14 protein-coding genes and 1 riboswitch are annotated in these 17465 nt (G+C 65.2%); of the genes, 7 read left to right on the top strand and 7 right to left on the bottom strand.

The window, feature by feature from the left end; genetic code table 11:
- Positions 1-38 precede the first annotated feature (38 nt).
- The gene (locus tag AWB72_RS17180; RefSeq protein ID WP_040049088.1) at positions 39-1256 is read left to right on the top strand and encodes a DUF2252 domain-containing protein; all 1218 of its coding nucleotides are present in this window, start codon (positions 39-41) and stop codon (positions 1254-1256) included.
- Positions 1257-1265: 9 nt separating this feature from the next.
- Here the strand turns inward: AWB72_RS17180 and AWB72_RS17175 are convergent, their stop codons facing one another.
- Positions 1266-2519, bottom strand: coding sequence for a multidrug effflux MFS transporter (locus AWB72_RS17175; RefSeq protein ID WP_040049087.1), 1254 nt, complete (start codon positions 2517-2519; stop codon positions 1266-1268).
- Between the two features lie 117 nt (positions 2520-2636).
- Positions 2637-3944 carry a voltage-gated chloride channel family protein gene (locus AWB72_RS17170; protein WP_040049086.1) on the bottom strand — a complete coding sequence of 436 codons (1308 nt, stop codon included), beginning with the start codon at positions 3942-3944 and terminating at the stop codon, positions 2637-2639.
- A gap of 77 nt (positions 3945-4021) precedes the next feature.
- Positions 4022-4092: riboswitch (Fluoride riboswitch) on the bottom strand.
- Between the two features lie 80 nt (positions 4093-4172).
- On the opposite strand from AWB72_RS17170, the gene AWB72_RS17165 reads away from it, so the two are divergent.
- Entirely contained in the window at positions 4173-4595 is a 423-nt protein-coding gene (locus tag AWB72_RS17165; RefSeq protein WP_040049234.1) for an HIT family protein, read from the top strand.
- Between the two features lie 23 nt (positions 4596-4618).
- On the opposite strand, the gene panS is transcribed toward AWB72_RS17165, so the two are convergent.
- The 3 genes from panS to AWB72_RS17150 form a co-directional block, all read right to left on the bottom strand.
- Complete coding sequence (gene panS / locus AWB72_RS17160) at positions 4619-5578, bottom strand: ketopantoate/pantoate/pantothenate transporter PanS (protein ID WP_040049085.1); 960 nt, start codon at positions 5576-5578, stop codon at positions 4619-4621.
- A 260-nt stretch (positions 5579-5838) separates the two neighbouring features.
- Positions 5839-6573: a GlcG/HbpS family heme-binding protein gene (locus tag AWB72_RS17155; protein ID WP_040049084.1), complete on the bottom strand. Its 735-nt coding sequence runs from the start codon at positions 6571-6573 to the stop codon at positions 5839-5841.
- 224 nt (positions 6574-6797) lie between these two features.
- A complete protein-coding gene (locus AWB72_RS17150) occupies positions 6798-7457 on the bottom strand; it encodes a TetR/AcrR family transcriptional regulator (protein ID WP_040049083.1) in 660 nt (219 codons plus the stop codon).
- 175 nt (positions 7458-7632) lie between these two features.
- On the opposite strand from AWB72_RS17150, the gene AWB72_RS17145 reads away from it, so the two are divergent.
- From AWB72_RS17145 to AWB72_RS17125, 5 genes are all read left to right on the top strand, one after another.
- Positions 7633-8760, top strand: a complete 1128-nt coding sequence (locus AWB72_RS17145) for an HlyD family secretion protein (protein WP_040049233.1) — start codon at positions 7633-7635, stop codon at positions 8758-8760.
- Positions 8753-10324, top strand: a complete 1572-nt coding sequence (locus AWB72_RS17140; protein ID WP_040049082.1) for an MDR family MFS transporter — start codon at positions 8753-8755, stop codon at positions 10322-10324. The genes AWB72_RS17145 and AWB72_RS17140 overlap by 8 nt, the downstream gene beginning before the upstream one ends.
- Positions 10325-10328: 4 nt before the next feature.
- The gene (locus tag AWB72_RS17135) at positions 10329-11801 is read left to right on the top strand and encodes an efflux transporter outer membrane subunit (protein WP_040049081.1); all 1473 of its coding nucleotides are present in this window, start codon (positions 10329-10331) and stop codon (positions 11799-11801) included.
- A gap of 90 nt (positions 11802-11891) precedes the next feature.
- A complete protein-coding gene (locus AWB72_RS17130; protein WP_040049080.1) occupies positions 11892-12233 on the top strand; it encodes a zinc ribbon domain-containing protein YjdM in 342 nt (113 codons plus the stop codon).
- A gap of 129 nt (positions 12234-12362) precedes the next feature.
- A complete protein-coding gene (locus AWB72_RS17125) occupies positions 12363-14669 on the top strand; it encodes a penicillin-binding protein 1A (protein ID WP_087128414.1) in 2307 nt (768 codons plus the stop codon).
- Positions 14670-14673: 4 nt separating this feature from the next.
- On the opposite strand, the gene AWB72_RS17120 is transcribed toward AWB72_RS17125, so the two are convergent.
- Positions 14674-15765 (bottom strand): NAD(P)H-dependent flavin oxidoreductase, encoded by a 1092-nt coding sequence (locus AWB72_RS17120; protein ID WP_040049078.1) that lies wholly within the window; start codon positions 15763-15765, stop codon positions 14674-14676.
- Between the two features lie 85 nt (positions 15766-15850).
- Positions 15851-17362 carry a CoA-acylating methylmalonate-semialdehyde dehydrogenase gene (locus tag AWB72_RS17115; RefSeq protein ID WP_040049232.1) on the bottom strand — a complete coding sequence of 504 codons (1512 nt, stop codon included), beginning with the start codon at positions 17360-17362 and terminating at the stop codon, positions 15851-15853.
- Positions 17363-17465 lie beyond the last annotated feature (103 nt).

Here is a 17465-nt window from a genome sequence, read left to right as displayed (position 1 = left end):
ACGACGCGCCCCATCGATTCACTTCCGAACACGACTCCATGCGTAATCCCCCGCAGCCCAAGCTCACCAGTTTCGACAAGCGGCAGGAACTGCTGACCGCCCGGCGCAACGCCAAGATGGCCCGTTCGACGCACGCCTACGTGCGCGGCAACACCGCCAAGTTTTACGACTGGCTGGAACAGGCGGACATTCGCAGCCTCCCCGAAGGACCGGCGATCTGGATCTGCGGCGATTGCCACACCGGCAATCTCGGTCCTGTCGGCAACGTGCAGGGCCGCATCGACGTGCAGATCCGCGATCTCGATCAAACCGTGATCGGCAATCCGGTGCACGACCTGATCCGGCTCGGGCTTTCGCTCGCCACGGCGGCGCGCGGCTCGGCGCTGCCCGGCGTCACCACCATCAACATGATCGAAGCGCTGTTCGAAGGCTACGCGCTCGCGTTCGACAACGATCGTGCCTCCGACGACGTCTGCCGCAAGCCCGAAGTCGTGCGGGTCGTGATGCGCGAGGCCGTGCGACGGTCATGGAAGCATCTGGCGCGCGAGCGCCTCGAAGACACGCGTCCGACGATTCCGTTCGGCAGCCGCTTCTGGCCCGTCAGCAAGGACGAGCGCGCCGAGATCGATGCGCTCTTCGAAAAGGCGACGGTCGCCAATCTCGCCACGAGCCTGCGCGACCGCGCGAACACCGGGCACGTCACGGTGCTGGACGCGGCGTACTGGGTGAAGGGATGCAGCTCGCTCGGACGCCTGCGCTACGCGGTGCTGCTCGATGTCGACGGCGGCGTCGTCGAGGGCGACGATCTGTGTCTCATCGACATCAAGGAAGGCGTGAAGGCCGCCGCGCCGCGTTATCCGGGCGCCGCGATGCCGCGCGACAATGCCGAGCGCGTCGTCGCGGGCGCGCGCGCGTTGTCGCCGCATCTGGGCGAGCGCATGCTGGCCGCCACCATGCAGGGCAAGCCCGTGGTCTTGCGCGAACTCTTGCCGCAAGACCTCAAGCTCGAGATCGAGCAGATTGGCGAAGCGGAAGCGATGGAAGTGGCGCGCTATCTGGCGTTCGTCGTCGGCCAGGCGCACGCGCGCCAGATGGACAAGGCGACGCGTCGAAGCTGGCTCGCCGAACTCAAGCGCACGAAGCCCAAATCGATCGATGCGCCGTTATGGCTGTGGAGCAGCATCGTCGAGCTGGTGGGCAGTCACGAGGTCGGTTATCTGGAGCATTGCCGGCGATACGCGCTCGCGGCGGAGTGATCGTGGCGTTCAGCCCGCTCGCCGCGCGACGGCATCGGGCGCAGCCTGCTCCAGATGCCGCAACAGCTTCGTCACCATGCCGACGACGGTGAACGCCAGCAGCACGAAGAACACCGCCAGCGGCGTCAGCACCTGCACCGACACGAAGCCCGCGAGGCCCATCATCAACGACGACACCAGCAGCAACGCGCAGCCGAGAATCGCGCTCGTCAGCCCGGCGATGTGCGGGAACAGCGAATTGCCCTTCGCCATCAGCGTCGGATACATCGCGCCGGCGCAGAAGCCCATCACGAGCACCGGCGTCGCGAGCGTCCACACGCGCAAGCCCACCGTCAGCGCAAGCAGCAGCATCACGACGGACGTGACCGCCATCGTGCACGCCCCGATGCGGAGCCGCCGCTCCGCGCTCGGCAGACGCGGACCATGCACGCGGTTCGAGAGGCCGCCGAGAAAGTATGCGAGCCCGATGCCGAGCGCGAGATAGCCGAAGTAAGTCGGCGGCTTGTGCAGCGTGTTCTGCACCATGAACGGGCCGACGACATTGAACACGAGCAGGATGCTGTAGCACAGCCCTTGCGCCAGGAAGCAGCTCTGAAACACCGGACTCGACAGCACCTTGCCCGCATTCGTGACGAGCGTGCGCGGCGCGAGATGAACGGGCCGCGGCAAGGTCTCGCGGTATCGCCAGACGAGGAACCACATCACGATCGAATACAGCAGCAGGAACACGAGGCACGACTTCCAGCCGAGCCACTCCTGCAAGTGCGCGCCGATCACGGGCGCGATGATCGGCGCGAGACCCCACGCAATCGACATGTACGTGAACGCGTGCATCAGCGCTTGTCCGGCGAACGAATCGGTGATGATGGTTTTCGCGAGCAGATTGGTCGTCGCGATGCCGAAGCCCTGCATGCATCGCGCGAGCAGGAACGTTTCGAGGTTCGTCGCGGCGAGCGAAAGCAGGCAGCCGAGCGTGAAGATCACGAGCCCGAACGCGAGCACGCGCTTGCGGCCATACGCATCGGCGACCGGGCCGAAGATGAGCTGGCCGAGCGCATACGCGGCCATGTAACCCGACACGCTCGACTGAATGGCCTGCGGCGATGTCGCGAAGTAACGCGCCATCGCGGGCAGCGCGGGCACATAGATGTCGATCGCGAGTTGCCCGGCGGACGCGAAGAAGCAGACGAGGAACAGCAGAAAGCGCGGCGAATTCGATTCGCGCACGGCGGCAAAAGAGCGGTCGGGGTTGGCAGGGTTCATAAAGGGCGAGAGCGCCGATGCGCTCAATGAGCATCGGCCGGTCCGAAGATCGAAGGCAGCGTTCAGGGATTGAACCGCGTATTTTGCCTGTCATCGGGCAAAGGCGTGCGGTCGCGCTCACGAACGCTCGTCTGCCTGCCCGCGCTTGCGAAACGCGGCGACATCGGCAAGGCGAATGTCTTCCGGCAACCGCCGATGTTTCGCCTGCCCCACGCGCTGCGCCCGATAAATGCCCGTGTGGCCCGAAAACAGATAACTGACGACGCACGCCACGGCGGCATAGACGCCGATATGCGTGCCGAAAAGCTCCATCGCCATGACCGTGGATGCGATCGGCGTATTGGCCGCGCCCGCGAACACCGCCACGAACCCGAGCGCGGCCAGCACCGGAACCGGCAGCGCGAGCACCTGACCGAGCGCGTTGCCGAGCGTCGCGCCGATATAGAACAGCGGCGTGACTTCGCCGCCCTTGAAGCCCGATGCCAGCGTGACCACGGTGAACGCGAACTTGCCGGCGAAATCGTAGACCGGCAGATCGCCGCGAAACGCCGCTTCGATGGTCGGAATGCCGAGGCCGAGAAACTGCGGCGTGTTCAGGAGCGTCGCGCACACGGCGACGACCACGCCGCCCGCGAACGGCCGCATCGGCGCCCACGCGATGCGGCGCTTGATGAACGCGGACAGCGCGTGCGTCGTATCGGCGAACAGCATGCCGACCACGCCGAACGCCACGCCCGCCAGCACCGCCGAGCCTAAGCCCATCGCGCTCACCGGCGGAACGAAGGGCACCGCATACGCCGTGTGATGGACGGCCCAGAGCCTGCACGTTTCATCGGCGACGATGGACGACGCGACGCAAGCCAGCAGCGCGTCGTAGCGCAGGCGGCCTATTGCGAGCACTTCGAGACCGAAGATCGCGCCGGCGAGCGGCGTGCCGAACACCGACGAAAAGCCCGCCGCGATGCCGCCCATCAGCAGGATGCGGCGGTCGTCGCTGCCGAGCCGGAAGAATTGCGTGACGCGATCGGCGAGCGCGCCGCCCATCTGCACGGCCGTCCCTTCGCGGCCCGCCGATCCGCCGAACAGATGCGTCACGACGGTCGCCGCGAGCACGAGCGGCCCCATGCGCGCGGGCACGATCTTGCGTGGATCGTGGATTTCGTCGATCAGCAGATTGTTGCCGCCCTCCACCGGCTTGCCGATGCGCTGATACACCCAGCCCGTGACGAGCCCCGCGACGGGCAGCAGCCACAGAAGCCACGGATGCGCGATGCGCGTGTTCGTGGCGGCATCGAGCGAATAGAGAAAGAATGCCGACGCGGACCCCGCGAGCACGCCCAGCACGGAAGACAGCGCGAGCCAGCGCACGAAATGCGGCGCCATGGCGAATTGCTCGACATGCCCGATGGAAAGAAGACGCTTCATGATTGGCAGATTTGACTGAACATCAAACCTGAGCGGCAGGACGCCGCTTTGGACGGCCCACGACCTCCTGCGCTCAGGAACTCGTAGGCATCATCAGCCGGCAGGACAGCCGGCGGTTGTTTGGAGGAATGCCATCTCCAGAAGGGCGCATTCTAAGCGAAAAACGCGTGGCCGTGCATGGAAGACCCTACACTTGGCATCGTCGAATTCTTGGCAACGGAGCCGCCCATGAACTATGACCCGAACAATATCTTCGCCCGCATTCTTCGCAGCGAACTGCCGTGCATCAAGGTGAGCGAAACGGCGCACACGCTCGCCTTCATGGATGTGATGCCGCAATCGGACGGACACGTGCTCGTCATTCCGAGAGAAGCAGCATCGACGATTCACGATGTCTCCGATGCCGCGCTCGCCGAATGCATGCGCGAGGTGAAGCGCGTGGCGGCGGCGGTGCGCGATGCCCTGCAGCCCGACGGCATGCTGATCGCGCAGTTCAACGGCGAGGCGGCGGGCCAGACCGTGCCGCACATCCATTTTCATATCATCCCGCGCTGGCACGACGCGCCGCTGAAGCAACATGCCCGCGTGCGCGCCGACGATGCGACGCTCGAAGCGCAGGCGGAACGCATTCGCGGGGCGCTCGGCCACTGAGCGCCCCGCTGCTCGATCCGCGTTCAGCCTTGCCGCGCGGCGACGCCCGAAGCATCGGCGTCGCGCGTCGCGCCTTTCGCCGGACGTCCCGCCCAGTAACCCGCGAGCACCGAACCCGACAGGTTGTGCCAGACGGAGAACAGCGCACCGGGCAGCGCGGCGATCGGCGTGAAATACAGCTTGCCGAGCGTCGCGGCGAGACCCGAGTTCTGCATGCCGACTTCGATCGCGAGCGTGCGGCAAACGGCTTCATCGAAGCCGAGCAGACGGCCGCCCCAGTAGCCGCCGAGCAAGCCGATGCCGTTATGCAGCACCACGCCCAGCGCGACCACCATGCCCACCGACGCGATGCTCTTCTGCGTGCCGCCGACCACCGCCGCGATGATCAGGAGAATCGACACCATCGAGATTAGCGGCAGCAGCCATTCGATCCTGCGCACGAACTTGCCGAAGAAGTGATTCACGATCAGCCCGACGACGATCGGCAGCGCGACGATCTGCAGAATGCTCATCAGCATGCCGTGGACATCGACGACGATGGACGCATCGACATAAAGGCGCGTGAGCAGCGGCGTCGCGAACACGCCGACGAGCGTGGACAGCGCGCTGATGGTGACGGACAACGCCACGTCGCCGCGCGCGAGATAGATCATCACGTTCGACGCGGTCCCGCTCGCGACGCTGCCGACCAGCACCATGCCCGCCGTCAGATCGGGCGGCATGCGCAACGCCTTCGCGATGACCCAGGCCGCGAGCGGCATCACGAGGTAATGCAGCACGATGCCCGCGATGACGGGCGCGGGGCGCGTGAAGACGCGGCGGAAATCGTCGATGGAAAGCGTGACGCCCATCGACAGCATGATGATGGTGAGCAACGTCGTGACGTGCGGGGCAATGCCGGTGACTGATGCAGGCGACAAATAAGCGGCGATCGAAACGATAACGGCCCAAAGCGGAAAAAGACGGGTGATGCGGGCAAGCATGTGAAGCGTTCCTCGTATGTCGTGTCGTGTGATGGTCGAAACCGTGGCGCGTGGCGAACGGCTTCACGACCCGTCAGCCGTCGATGATGCGGCTCGTGGTCGAAGAGAATGACGCAGGCTTGCCTTCGTGGGGCGCATGCCCGTCCGTGACGCCGGCGCGCGCGGGTGTCGCGCGGCGCGGGCCTGAATGACGGCGGGCGCAGCATTTTACCGGCTGCTGGACATCGAGGGCTCAGCGGCCCTCGATGGAGTGAACCGCTTTATCGCACCGACTCGATCTTGCTCGCGGAGAGATCGGTCGGGAAGCAGTGCGGGTGCTCGAATCCCATCGGCGATGCGCCCGTCGAATAGATGATGTTGTCGGTATTGCCCGGACCCTGACCGGCCGGCACGCCGCCGAGACCCGCGAGCTTGCGCATGCGGTACGCGATGGCGTGATCGGCGCATGCGCTGTCGCCGCTGACGCCCAGCCCGCCGATCACCTTGCCGCCCGCATAGAGCGCGACGCCGCCGCCGAACGTGATGACGCCGCCCAGCGTGCGCCCGATGCCGGTGCCCTGTTCGAGGAAGCGGGCATCGAAGGGATTCGAATTGTTCAGCCCATACAAGGATCCGCCCGGCTGCGTGGCTGCATAAAGATTCGCCGTGGAAAGCGCGAGCGCGTCGTTGCTGAAGCCGTTCGCGGTGTAGGCCTTCGCGATGGCGATGGCGCGGCTGCCGGGCCATGCATCGCCGGTCTTGATGACGGAGCAGAGATGACCTTGCCGATCCACGATGGCCGCCCACATCCGATTCGGCTTGAAGATGCCGCCGTTGCCGTCGCCGAGATTGACCACCGTGTAGAGTTGTTTCTCGACGAGCGACACCGTGCCTTGCGGCAGCGTGCATCGGCCAGAGGAATTGTCGTCGTTATCGTATGAATGGGCGTGAGTCAGCGGCGAAGCAAGCGCGATACAGAGTCCGGCAAAGAGCGTGTGACAAGCGATCATACGCATGGCGATTCTCCCGATGTAAATACGATTTGACTACACGAGTGACGCACGAAAATCGATCGCTGCCTAACAAGATAGGATGCCTTAGTTGATAGCACGAGCGTTGTCTGTTTCGTGTAAACCCTCGCACGCCTAATCGATAGCTGCGCCGCCCGAAATAGAAAGCATTTTGTATTGATCTTTATTCGGTCCGAAACGGGGCGCACACTCGCCGTGCGCGGACGACGTCAGCCGAGCACCGACGCCTCCACCGCCGCGAGATACGCGGCCAGCGCGCGCTTCACCTCGCGCAGGTAACGTCTGGCGAGTTGAACATCGCCCATTGCGGGACGCAGCTTGATGGCAAGCGATCCGCTCGCGAGCGCCCTCAAAATCTCCACATAGAGCGCGCGCTCCGCAGCCTTCACGTTGGGCATGCGCGCATCCACGACTTTTCGCAGCGTGCCGGGCTCGCGCTTCTTGTTGTCGTCATGGGGCATCACGGTCATCAGGATCAGGCAGTCGGGATTCTGCTCCAGATACGTGATGTAGGGCGTCATCAAGCGATCGATCACCGCCTCGGACGACAACGCGCGCCACGTTTCGATATCGATCTGGCCGAGTTCGTCGTCGATCTCGCCGGTCGCCGCCATGTGGCGATCCCACAACGCGGAAAGCAGGCTCTCGCGGTCCGGAAAGAAGTGATACATCGAACCGATGGGCGTCTCGGCGCGCCGCGCGACGCCATGCATCGTCACGCCCGCGAGGCCCTTTTCCACGATCAGTTCAGCCGTCGCGTCGAGCACCGCCTCGATGCGCGCACGGCCGCGCGCCTGCAACGGGGATCGCGCGGCGGTGGTGCGCTCCGAGTCGTGTTGAGAGGTGTCGTCGTCGCGGTGCTTCGTCATCTCGTGTCCATTGTCTGATCAAACTAGACGCTCCCGTCTAGACTCGTGCATACTAGACGACATCGTCTAGTTTGGCGAGCGTCGCATCGTGCTTGAAAACACGCGCTTGCAACGCTCCCCGCACGCATTCATCGAGCCGCCGCGCGCGCGGCTCGCCCCATTCCTCGGAGAAAACATGTCCGTTGCAGCGCCCGCAGAAGGCGGCAATTCCACTGTCACCACCCAACGCAAACCGTCGCGGCGGCGCTTGCTCATTATCGTGGGCCTCGTCGCGGCCGTGGTCGCGGTGGCGTGGGGCGTCCGGTGGTGGACCGTCGGACGATTCATCGAAAGCACGGACGACGCGTATCTCAAGGCCGACAGCGTGACCATCGCGCCGAAAGTGAGCGGCTACGTGACCGAGGTGCTCGTCGAGGACAATCAGGCCGTCGCCGCCGGCGCCCCGCTCGCGCGGCTCGACACGCGGCAGTATCAGGCATCGCTCGATCAGGCCAAGGCCACGCTCGATGCCCGCGCCGCCGACATCCAGCGCGCCGAAGCCGAAGTCAGGCAGCAGCAGGCCAACGCGGATCAGGCGAAGGCGCAAGCCGAAGTCTCGCGCGTGAGCCTGCAGCACGCGGAGGACGACGTGACCCGCTATCGTCCGCTCGTCGCGACCGGCGCGGAAAGCGCGGAGCGTCTCGCGAGCCTCGTGAGCACGCGCGATCAGGCCCGCGCCACGCTCGCCGCGAATCAGGCCGCGGCCCGCTCCGCCGCGACGCAGATCGGCGCGACCGAAGCGCAGATCGCGCAGGCGCGCGCGCAACTGGAAGCGGCGCAGGCGCAGTTGAACCAGTCGAAACTCGATTTCAGCGACACCACGCTCTACAGCCCGCTCGCGGGTCGCGTGGGCGACCGCTCGGTGCGCGTCGGCCAGTTCGTGCAGCCCGGCACGCGGCTGATGACGGTCGTGCCCGTGCAGACCGTGTATCTCGAAGCTAACTTCAAGGAAACGCAGGTGGGCCGCATGCGTGTCGGCCAGCCGGCGACGCTGCATGTGGATGCGCTCAAGGGCACGGACCTGCATGGCGTCGTCGAGAGCTTTTCGCCGGGCACGGGCGCGGAGTTCGCGCTTCTGCCGCCCGAGAACGCCACCGGCAACTTCACGAAGATCGTGCAGCGCGTGCCGGTGCGCATTCGCGTCGACACGGGGCCGGAAACGCGCAAGGTGCTGTTGCCGGGGCTGTCCGTGACCGTCGATGTCGATACGAAATCCGCCACCGATCAAAGCAAGCGCATCGCCGCTGAAAACCGCCATGACTGACGCGAACGCGCAAGCCCGCGCGAGCGCCACCGACTGGATCGCCGTCACGGCGGGCGCGCTCGGCGCGTTGATGGCCACCCTCGACATCTCCATCACCAACTCGGCGCTGCCGCAGATTCAGGGCGAAATCGGCGCGACCGGCACCGAAGGCACGTGGATTTCAACGGGCTATCTGATGTCGGAAATCGTGATGATTCCGCTCGCCGCGTGGCTCACGCGCGTGTTCGGGCTGCGCAATTTCCTGCTCGGCAACGCGGTGCTCTTCACGCTCTTCTCGGTGATGTGCGGCCTCTCCCATTCGCTGCCGATGATGGTCGCGGGCCGCATCGGCCAGGGCTTCACCGGCGGCGCGATGATCCCGACCGCGCAGACCATCATCCGCACGCGGCTGCCGCGCCAGCAGATGCCGGTCGGCATGACCATCTTCGGGCTGATCGTGCTGCTCGGGCCGCTGCTCGGTCCCGTGCTCGGCGGCTGGCTCGCGGAGAACATCTCGTGGTCGTGGTGCTTCTTCATCAACTTGCCCGTGGGCATTGCGCTCGCCGCGCTGCTCTTGAGCGGCCTGCCCGCCGACAAGCCGCATTGGGAAGCGTTCTTCAAGGCGGACTGGATCGGCATTGCGGGACTGGCCATCGGCCTGAGTTCGCTCACGGTCGTGCTCGAAGAAGGCCAGCGCAATCAGTGGTTCGAATCGCATGAAATCGTGACGCTCACATGCGTGACCGTGTTCGGCTTCATCCTGATCGCGGTGTCGCAGTTCGTCGCGAAGCAGCCTATCGTGCGGCTCTCGCTCTTGCGCAATCTGCGTTATGCGAGCGTCATTCTCATCGTGTTCGCGGTCGGCGCGGGGCTCTATTGCGTGTCGTTCCTGTTGCCGCAATTCCTCTCCATCGTCGCGGGCTATAACGCGTTTCAATCCGGCTCGATCATGCTGATTTCCGGCGTGCCCGCGTTTCTCATCATGCCTGTGCTGCCGCGTCTGCTCGGCAAGGTCGATTCGCGTTTCCTCGTCATCTCCGGGCTGCTCTGCTTCGCGGCGAGCTGTCTGCTCGACATCTCGCTGACCGCGCAAAGCGTCGGACACGACTTCTTCTGGTCGCAAATCCTGCGCGGCTTCGGCCAGATGCTCGCGATGATGCCGCTCAATCAGGCGTCGATGGCGGCGGTTTCGCGCGAAGAATCGGGCGATGCCGCCGGTCTCTACAACATGGCGCGCAATCTCGGCGGCTCCGTGGGGCTCGCGATTCTCGGCACGGTCATCGACCGGCGCAACGACTTTCACGCGGCGGCCATCCGTGAATCGGTGACAGCGAATTCGATCATCGGTCAGGAACGCATTGCCGGCAGCGCCGCCAGCTTCTTCGCGCAGACCGGCGACATGGCGCACGCGAAGCTCCAGGCGCTCGGCCAGTTGTCGATGCAGATCGGCCAGCAAGCCATCGTCATGACTTACTCGGAGACGTTTTATGTACTCGCTATCGCGCTTCTCGCGTGCCTGCCGCTCGCGCTGCTTCTGAAGACGCCCGCGCCCCAGCCCGGCGAAATGCCGTCCGCCGGACACTGACGCCATGAATCATTCGAAGATGTCATCACGCTACTTTCGCTTCACTCGCCTGTTGCCGCTCGCGGCATTGGCGCTCGCTGCATGCACCGTCGGCCCCGACTATCGCGGCGCGCCGGCTGTCGCCGCCGACTCCGTGAAAAGCGGCGCGTTCGTGCGCGCGCCGATTCAGGGTGTCGTGGCCACGCACGCGCCCGCTGCATGGTGGACCGCGCTCGGCGATCCGCAACTGAACGCGCTGATCGAAGCGGCCCTGGCGCACAATCCCGACCTCAAGATGGCGCAGGCGCGCTTGCGTCAGGCGCGTTCGCAATTGCGCGGCGAGCGGGCCAATGCGTTGCCGAAGGTGTCGGCGTCCGCGGCTGCGTTGCGCATGCGCTCGCCCGATACGGCGATCTTCGGGCAATCGGATGGTTCCGGCGGTCGCGGCCCCGTCGATTTCTACACCGTGGGCTTCGATGCCTCGTGGGAAATCGATCTTTTCGGCGGCACGCGGCGCGCGATCGAAGCGGCATCGGGCGAAGCGGATGCCGTGCAAGCCGATCTTTCGGACACGCAAGTGTCGCTCGCGGCGGAAGTGGCTTCGGCATATATCGATCTGCGCGATCAGCAGGCGCGTCTCGCGCTCGCGCAACGCACCGCCGATTATCAGCAACAGATGCTCACGCTCACCGAGCAGCGGCGCGCGCGCGGCACGGCGGCGGAAGTCGATGTCGAACGTCTCAGCACGCAGGTCAACAGCACGCGCGCGACGCTCGTGCCGTTGCAGGTGCAGATCACCGATTCGCTCGATCAACTCGCCGTGCTGACGGGCCGCGCGCCCGGCGCACTCGATGCCGAACTCGCGCCGTCAGCGCCGCTGCCGGCGCTGCCCGCTTCGGTATCCATCACCGATCCCGCGACGATGCTCCAGCAACGCCCCGACATTCGCGCGGCTGAACGCAGGCTCGCATCGAGCAATGCGCAGATCGGCGAGCACATCGCGGATTATTTCCCGAAGGTGTCGCTGCTCGGCGATATCGGTTTCTCCGCATCGGACCCCGGCCATCTTTTGCGCAAGCAGAACTTCTCGTGGGTGGGCGTGCCGTATCTGCAATGGAACGTGTTCGATTTCGGGCGCACAGCGGCCAGTGTCGATGCCGCGAAGGCATCGCGCGACGAAGCCGAAGCGCGCTATGAAAAGTCCGTGCTCGCCGCGCTGAAAGACGCGAATTCGTCGCTCTCGCGATACGGCAACCAGCGCGAGCATGTCGTGCGGCTGCAGTTGGTGCAGGCGTCGTCGGAGCGCTCGGCGACGCTCGTGCGTCAGCGCTACACGGCGGGGGTATCGACGTTGATCGACCTGCTAGATGCGCAGCGCACGCAATTCGCCGCGCAAGAGGACGTGGTCGCGGCGCAGGCGGAATTGCTGAAGGACTTCGTCTCCTTGCAGAAGAGCCTCGGGCTCGGCTGGCAATCAGGCGATAGCGCCGGCACGTAAGCGCAAATGAGCGCAAGTAAGCGCAACAAAAAAGGCGCAGGCGCGCGGCGCTATACTCTCGCGCTTTCACCCAGCAACACAGGATTACCGATGAGCGCCCTGCCTCCCTGCCCGCAATGCCATTCCGAATTCACCTACGAGGACGGCGGCGCGTACGTCTGCCCCGAATGCGCGCATGAATGGACCGCGCAAGCGGACGCCGCCGTCGACACCGCCGCGAAGGTGTATCGCGATTCGGCCGGCAACATGCTTCAGGACGGCGATACGGTCACCGTCATCAAGGACCTGAAGCTGAAAGGCTCGGGCGGCGTCGTCAAGATGGGCACGAAGGTAAAGAACATCCGGCTCGTCGATAGCGACCACGACATCGACTGCAAGATCGACGGTTTCGGCGCGATGAGCCTGAAATCCGAGTTCGTCCGCAAGGCATGACGTCGCGATAAACGCGCGGGGCGGTATCGGCAGGGAATTCGTAAAGATGCGTTACGATGCAGTCTTTTCCCTGCCCGGCCCCGCCGTTTCGTTTTGACCGCGTCCGAATTCAAAGCCATCGCGCGAGCGATGCTCTCCCTACTGGCGGTCCGGCTGCGTCCGCATCTGCGGCCCCGCACACTGCTCTTGCTGCCCGCGTTGTGCCTGCTTTACGTGATCGTGCTGATTCCGTTCACGCCGGGCATCCGCGATATCCGCAAAGCCAAGGTCGATCAACCCGCGCAGATCTATTCCGCCGATGGCAAGCTGCTCGCCGAGTTCAAGCCGACGCATCGCGAATGGGTGAGCCTGAAGCAGATTTCGCCGAACGTGGTCGATGCGCTCATCGCCACCGAAGACCGGCGCTTCCACGAGCATCACGGCATCGACTGGCGGCGCACGGCATCGGCGGCGCTGCATACGTTCTCGGGCAATCGTCAGGGCGGTTCCACGCTCACGCAGCAGCTCGCACGCAATCTTTATCCCGATGAAGTCGGCCGCTCGCAAACGCTCACGCGCAAGCTGAAGGAAGCGATCACCGCGTTCAAGATCGAAGCCGTCTATTCGAAGGACGAGATTCTCGAAACGTACTTGAACACGGTGCCGTTTCTCTACAACGCGTATGGCATCGAAATGGCCGCGCGCACGTACTTCGGCAGATCCGCCGGTCAGCTCGACGTGCTCGAAAGCGCGACGCTCATCGGCATGTTGAAGGGCAATAGCTATTACAACCCGGTCATCAATCCCGAGCGCGCGCTGGACAGGCGCAACATCGTGCTCGGGCAGATGGTGCGCTTCGGTCATCTCGCGCCCGCGACGCTCGACGCGCTGAAGAAGCGTCCGCTGCGCATCGACTTCGAGCGGCAGACGGAAGAGCCGGGACGCGCGCCGCATTTCGCGCAGCAGTTGCGCAAATGGCTGATTGCATGGGCCGACGACCACGACTTCAATATCTATTCCGATGGCCTCCTCGTGCGCACGACGATCGATTCGCGCCTTCAGTCGATGGCGATGCAATCGCTGATGTGGCAGGGCAATCAGTTGCAGTCGATCGCGAATGCCGCGTGGGGCGGGCGCGGCGGCTGCGCGAATGCGAACGGGGATCTCGCGCGTGCGTTCGTCCGCGAGACGGGCGAGTATCGCGCGGCCCGCGATGCCGGCGCGAACGATGCGGATGCCCTGAAGCATCTCGTCGCGGATCGCAGTTTCATGCGGACGGTCTGCGAAAACAAGACGCGCGTGCAGGCCGCGTTTCTCGCGCTCGATCCGCGCAACGGTCAGATCAAGGCGTGGGTCGGCAGCCGCGACTTCACGCAGGACCCGTTCGATCACGTTCAGCAGGCGCGCCGTCAGCCCGGCTCGACGTTCAAGCCCTTCGTGTACGGCGCGGCCTTCGAGCGCGGCGCGATGCCGACCGACACGTTCATCGATCAGGACGTCACCATTCCCGTGGCCGGCAACGAAACCTGGCATCCGACCGACGAAGCGCCGCCGAGCGGCCGCCCGGTCAGCTTGCGCGACGGCATCGCGTATTCGAAGAACCGCATCACCGCGCAATTGATGCAGACCGTGGGCCCGGCGCGCGTCGCCCGGCTCGCACGCAACATGGGCGTGCGCGAAAGTCCGCTCGACGAAGTGCCGTCGCTTGCGCTCGGCACCAGCCCGGTCACGCTGAAGGAGATGGTGTCGGCGTACGGGAGCATCGCGAACGACGGCAACTACATGGAACCGCTGCTCGTCACGCGCATCGAGAACCGGCAGGGCGACGTGCTCGCGCAGTTCGACAGCACGCCCGAACGCGCGTTATCCGTCGATGCGGCGCACAAGCTCATCGACGTGATGCGCGACGTGGTGAATCGCGGCACCGGCTCGACCATTCGCACGCGCTTCGGCATTCGCGCCGATGTCGCGGGCAAGACCGGCACGACGCAGGACAACGCGGACGGCTGGTTCATCCTGATGCATCCGCAACTGGTGGCGGGCGCGTGGGTCGGCTTCAACGATAGCCGCGTCACCTTGCGCAGCGATTACTGGGGACAAGGCGCGCATAGCGCGTTGCCGATGGTCGGCGACTTCACGCAACGCGCGTTGCGTTCGCATCTGATCGATGCACGCGCGCGCTTCGACCTGCAAGCGCCGCCGGGCGCATGGCAAACGGCGGTCACGCGCTTGCGCGACTGGATCGACCAGACGTTCGGTAAGTCATCGAAGCCGACTGCGCCGAAGCCGGGCCAAACGGCCACGCAAAAGCCGGTGCGCGTGAAGCGTGCGCCCGCCGAGCCGGAAGCGCAGGTGACGGAAGAAGCGCCGCAGCAGCCGCCGGTGTTCCAGACAATGCCGCCGCTCTTGCCCACGGCTTCCGATGCGGCGAGCGAGGCGCCTGCATCGGCGCCGTGATTCGCTAGCCCGCGCTCGAATAGCGCGCGAGCGCGGCGATGCTTTCGTCCAGCTCCGCGACGAGCCGCGCCATCAGTTCGGCTGCGGGCATTTCGCGGGCGAGCGCCGCCGCCTGCCCCGCCCATTGCGCGCCGTAGCCGAAGTCGCCCTTCGCCTTGGCCGCCGCGTGCAGCGCCTTGCCCGCGTCGTAGGTGATGGGGTAGTCGGGATTCCGCGGCGCATCGACGCGGCGGCCGAGGTCCGTGAACTTGTTGACGAGCCCGCGCGCCATGCGCCCTGAGATCGCCGATGTGAACGTCGTATGGTTCGCGGCATCGCTCAGAATCGCGCGACGATAGCCCGCATCGATCGATGTCTCCGCGCACGGCACGAACGCCGTGCCCAGTTGCGCCGCCTGCGCGCCCAACGCGAGCGCCGCCGCGATGCCCGCGCCGTCCATGATGCCGCCCGCCGCGATCACCGGAATGTCGAACTTGCGCGCAAAGAGGCGCGTGAGCGCGAACACGCCGAGATGATCGTCGTCGGCATCGGGATCGAAGACGCCGCGATGACCGCCCGCCTCGATGCCCTGCGCGACGATCGCATCCATGCCCGCCGACGCGAGCGTTTCGGCTTCGCGCACGTTCGTCGCCGATGCGATCAGCGTGATGCCCGCGCGCCGCAACGCATCGATCGTCTCGTTCGACGGCAAGCCGAAGTGAAAGCTCACGATCGCCGGCTTCTCTTCGAGAAAGACGTCGAGCATGTCCTTGTCCACGACGAAGCTCGTATAGATTTCGCCGAGCGTTTGCGGCGGCTTCGCGTCGTATTGCGCGAAGAGCGGCGCGAGCCAGTCCGTCCACGCTTTTTCGATTGCCGCGTTCGCCTGTGCCGGCCGATGGCAGAACACGTTGATGTTGAACGGCTTGTCGGTGAGCGCGCGCGTCTCGCGGATCGTCTTGCGCGCGGCTTCGGCGTTCATCGCGCCGACGCCGAGCGAGCCGAGCCCGCCCGCGTTCGATACCGCCGCCGCGAGCGCGGGCGTGCTGACGCCTGCCATCGGCGCCTGAATGATCGGCTTCGCGATGCCGAGCGATTTCATCAAGCTGTTGATCATGAAAGTGTCCTGTTTCAAGGGCTCAACGCACGACGCCCGCTTCTCCATCGCGGAGAAGCGGGCGTCACCTTTCTACGCGGCGCGCTTACTTCGACGTCGGCATCACGAACTCCGCGCCCTTCTCCGTGCTCTCGGGCCAACGCTGCATGATGGACTTCTGCTTCGTGTAGAAGCGCACGCCTTCTTCGCCGTAAGCGTGCATGTCGCCGAAGAGCGAGCGCTTCCAGCCGCCGAAGCCGTGCCATGCCATCGGCACCGGAATCGGCACGTTGATGCCGACCATGCCCACTTCGATGCGTCGGCCGAATTCACGCGCGATATGACCGTCGCGCGTATAGCATGCCACGCCGTTGCCGAACTCGTGCGCGTTGACGAGATCGACGGCTTCCGCGAAGTCCTTCACGCGCACGCACGCGAGCACCGGTCCGAAAATCTCTTCCTTGTAGATGCGCATGTTCGGGGTCACGCGGTCGAACAGCGTGCCGCCGGTGAAAAAGCCGTCTTCGTGTCCCGGGACCTTCAGGCCGCGTCCATCGACGACGAGTTGCGCGCCTTCATCGACACCCATCGCGATATAGCCTTCGATGCGCTCCAGCGCGGCGCGCGTGACGATCGGGCCCATTTCCGCGTCCAGCTCCATGCCGTTCTTCACGACGAGCTGACGCGCGCGCTCCGCGAGACGCGGCACGATCTTGTCGGCGACATCGCCCACGAGCACCGCGACCGAGATCGCCATGCAGCGCTCGCCGGCCGAACCGTAGCCCGCGCCGATCAGCGCGTCGATGGTCTGGTCGATGTCGGCGTCCGGCATCACGACCATATGGTTCTTCGCGCCGCCGAGCGCCTGCACGCGCTTGCCGTGCTTCGCGCCGGTTTCGTAGATGTAGTTGGCGATCGGCGTCGAGCCGACAAAGCTGATCGCGCGCACTTCCGGATGTTCGAGCAGCGCATCGACGACGACCTTGTCGCCCTGCACGACGTTGAAAATGCCATCGGGCAGGCCCGCTTTCTTGAGCAGATCCGCCATGAAGAGCGACGCCGACGGATCGCGCTCGCTCGGCTTCAGGATGAACGCGTTGCCCGCGGCAATCGCGACGGGGAACATCCAGCACGGCACCATGCACGGGAAGTTGAACGGCGTGATGCCCGCGACGATGCCGAGCGGCTGACGCGTCGTCCAGTTGTCGATGCCCGTGGAAACCTGCTCGGTGTAATCGCCCTTGAGCAGTTGCGGAATGCCGCAGGCGAACTCGATCACGTCGATGCCGCGCGACACTTCGCCTTGCGCGTCCGTGAACACCTTGCCGTGCTCGGCGGTGATGATCGCGGCGAGTTCGTCGCGATGCTGATTGATCAGTTCGAGGAAGCGTTGCATGACGCGCGCGCGGCGCAGCGGCGGCAGGTCGCGCCAGGCGGGAAACGCGGCCTTCGCGCTCGCGACGGCGGCTTCGACATCAGCGGCTTCGCCGAGCACGAGCTTGCGCGGACGCTCGCCCGTCGCGGGGTTGAAAATCGGCTGCGAGCGCGTGCCCGAACCGTTCACGCGCTTGCCGTGAATGTAGTGGACGACGTCGGCCGTATCGCTGAATGCTTGCATCATGTCTCCCGTCTGCGGAATGTTGGGCTATCGAACTGGTAATGTCGTCAGTTTAGGAAGCGTTTCGGGCAGCGCAAAGACGCTATGATTGAACTCATTGTTC

This window comes from Caballeronia concitans (assembly GCF_001544615.1).
GTDB classification, from domain to species: Bacteria; Pseudomonadota; Gammaproteobacteria; order Burkholderiales; family Burkholderiaceae; genus Caballeronia; species Caballeronia concitans.
This window is presented reverse-complemented; position numbering and strand designations above follow the sequence as displayed.